The following is a 3192-nucleotide window of genomic DNA, read 5'->3' as shown; positions in this document are numbered from 1 at the left end:
AGTTGTTTGTTTAGCAAGCTTCTTGAGCGTGCTGACCAATAGTTCAGGATTGTCTTCTGTAATATGCAGGGAAGTAAATATGGACTTGAAACCTGCGTCTGACATCTTCTGCAGATAATCTGCCTGTTCTGTTTCGCTTTGTTTTCCAAGGTAAATGGATACGCCTAGCATGTTTTTCACCCTTTCTATATTTCTATCATAAGAAAAAGGAAGGGTTACCCCTTCCCCCTCATCATTTTATTGAATTAGCCATTTCTTCCTTGAAACCAAAAAGATAGGTAAAGAGAAAACCAAAGAAATAAGCGACGAGCAGCCCTATGAAGTAATAGAGATATTTTCCGTTTATTAATGGGATTAGTGAAAGCCCGGAAACACCAATACTATAGGCTCCTGTTTTGAAGAAGGCCTGAACCGCCCCTCCCATTGCTGCACCTAAACATGCGGTAAGGAATGGTCTGCCGAGCGGCAAGGTAACGCCATACAGCAAAGGTTCGCCAATTCCTAAAAATCCTACTGGTAACGCACCCTTAATGATATTTTTTAGTTTTTTGTTTTTCGTCTTTACATACACAGCCATAGAAGCACCTACTTGCCCGGCACCCGCCATTGCAAGAATTGGTAACAGCACAGTGACGGTGCTGCTCTCAATTAACTCTAGATGGATAGGTGTTAATCCATGATGCAGGCCTACCATGACCAGAGGTAAGAAGGTTCCAGCTAAAACAGCACCAGCTAAGAATCCACCGGTATCAAGAATTAGATTAATCCCACTCGTAATTCCCTCTGTTAAATAACCTCCTGCTGGTTGAATAATTAATAATGTTGTAAACCCAACAAATAATACACTAATAAGTGGTGTAAGAATGATATCAATAGCATTTGGCATAAACTTACGAACTGTACGTTCAGTTACAGCCATCAACCAAGCGGCAAAAATGACCGCAAACAGCCCGCCTCGTCCAGGCACAAGTGCCTCACCAAAGAGTTCAACAGTCGCAAGGGCCGGGTTGAAAACAAAGATCCCTGCTACCGCACCAAGTGCAGGTGTTCCGCCGAACTCTTTCGCGGTGTTCCAACCTACTAAGACTCCTAGGTAGGCAAATATACCTCCGCCCATGAACAATAGCAGCGATAGCCAAGTAGCCTCGTAATCAGGGTAAGCATTTTTGAAAAAGTTAGCTGCTCCATTAATTAGTCCTGAAGCAATTAATGCAGGGATCAGCGGAATGAAGATATTCCCAATCTTCCGCAGTAAATTTTTAATAGGCGTATTATTTTTCGTTTTAATATCCTGCCTCATTTTACCTGCTAAGTCTTCGTCATCCTCTACTTCTCCTACACTTAAACCAGTTAGTTTGCTCATTTCTGATGCTACTTTCGTAACCAAACCAGGGCCGATTACGATTTGGAGTGTTTCATCTTCAATAACACCCATTACACCATCAATTGCTTTTAATTCACCTACATTTACAAGACTATCATTTTTTAATTTTAGGCGCAGTCTCGTCATACAGTTGGCCACCTGGCTTATGTTTGATTTTCCCCCGACCTTTTCAAGAATTTCTTGAGCCAATCTTTCTTCTTTTCTCATCTTATTCCCCCCTATTCAGCTCTCTTGTCTCTTCTTTTAAGTTATAAAGCCTTTCTAACAAATCCTTCGGCAGATTTGAGACGACCTATCGCTTCATCATATGAACAATTTGTTAAAATCATGATGATGGCCGTCTTGACTTCTCCGTTCGCGCGTTCTAATACCTCTGCAGCTTGTTCATACTTGCATTCAGTACTATCCATTACAATTCGTTTAGCCCGTTCAACCAGCTTCTCATTGGTAGATTGAACATCAACCATTAGGTTTTTGTATACCTTACCGATCCCAGCCATCGCACTAGTAGAAATCATATTTAAGACTAATTTTTGTGCAGTGCCCGCCTTTAGACGTGTGGAACCTGTTAAGATTTCACTGCCTGTTTTCACTTCAATAGGATACTCTGCGTACTTGCTGATTTTTGCATCCTTATTACAAGAAATACTTCCTGTAGCAGCTCCAACTTTTTTAGCGTATTTCAAACCGCCGATTACATACGGCGTACGTCCGCTCGCTGCGATTCCAATAACTAAATCCTTACTCGACAGCTGCATGGCCGCTAAATCCTCTGCCCCAAACTCTTCAGAATCTTCCGCTCCTTCAACCGCTTTCATAATCGCCTCTTGTCCTCCTGCAATCAGCCCCGTAACTAAAGTACTTGGCGTCCCAAAAGTCGGGGGACATTCTACTGCATCAAGAATACCCAGCCTGCCCGATGTTCCTGCTCCAAAATAAATGATTCTGCCGCCTTGTTTTAACACTTGTATTGCTTTCTTAGCCACTTGTTCTATGTGCGGCAGTTCTTTTTTTACTGATGCTGGAACGGTGTGATCTTCTTCATTCATCACTTCAAGGATTTCAAGCGTTGTCATTTCGTCCAAATTTGCTGTTCTGCTATTTCTCTCTTCTGTTGTCAGTTTATCTAGCATTCCTTCACCTCATTAGTAATAACATTTTAAAAAATTCTGTTTTCTCTTGCATTATAAGTAATTAAAAGATGTAATTCAATACATAATGAAATTTAAAATCATTATTTATATATCATTACTTGAATTTTAATTTCTTAATTTACAAATTCTAAAGATACTTTTACTGTATACATGCAACAACAAAAGAAAGAAAGGATCGAGTAAACAAGCTGAATTAGAGGCTAAACTACAGTCAATTGAGGTTCAATTAAGCAGTAAAAAGAAAGAAAAAAGGCATGCTTTCAAGGTTTTTTTGATGAAATACAAGGAGACGAGATATGTCTTAAAGTAAATTAGTTGATGATATCATTCTTTAACTACTATTTTCTTCTATACTTTGGGCCTTTTTCTTAGTCTTGGGGTGTTACATTTTACGAGTTATCATCTATTTTCATTTTTTTACATTATCTTTTATTGGGGGATATTTGCTGTTATTTATCTTTTTTACAGTACATACTATATAAAAGCCCAGGTAAATTTCGTATTATTTATCTCCTTTTTTTTAAGTAGTATAATTGTCATGAATCTGGTTGAATGTGTGCGTGTAATTACTGCCGATTGGTCCATAGGTGCGAGAAAAAACCGTGCGGACGATCGGACGATGGGAGATGGACTGGTGGACTAAAGAAGAGGCGG

At 39.6% G+C, this 3192-nt stretch carries 3 protein-coding genes; all 3 read right to left on the bottom strand.

Annotated elements, in window-relative coordinates:
- Window positions 1-171: MupG family TIM beta-alpha barrel fold protein (locus AC52RT_RS01070; RefSeq protein WP_495539041.1), on the bottom strand; the 171-nt coding region annotated here is incomplete at its 3' end.
- 61 nt (window positions 172-232) lie between these two features.
- Entirely contained in the window at window positions 233-1591 is a 1359-nt protein-coding gene (locus AC52RT_RS01065) for a PTS transporter subunit EIIC (protein ID WP_495539040.1), read from the bottom strand.
- Window positions 1592-1632: 41 nt separating this feature from the next.
- Window positions 1633-2517: an N-acetylmuramic acid 6-phosphate etherase gene (gene murQ, locus AC52RT_RS01060; protein ID WP_495539039.1), complete on the bottom strand. Its 885-nt coding sequence runs from the start codon at window positions 2515-2517 to the stop codon at window positions 1633-1635.
- Between the last annotated feature and the right edge of the window lie 675 nt (window positions 2518-3192).

It is taken from the genome of Peribacillus sp., from assembly GCF_059453735.1.
Note: the sequence above shows the minus strand (reverse complement) of the source record. Positions and strands in the feature narration are given on the sequence as shown.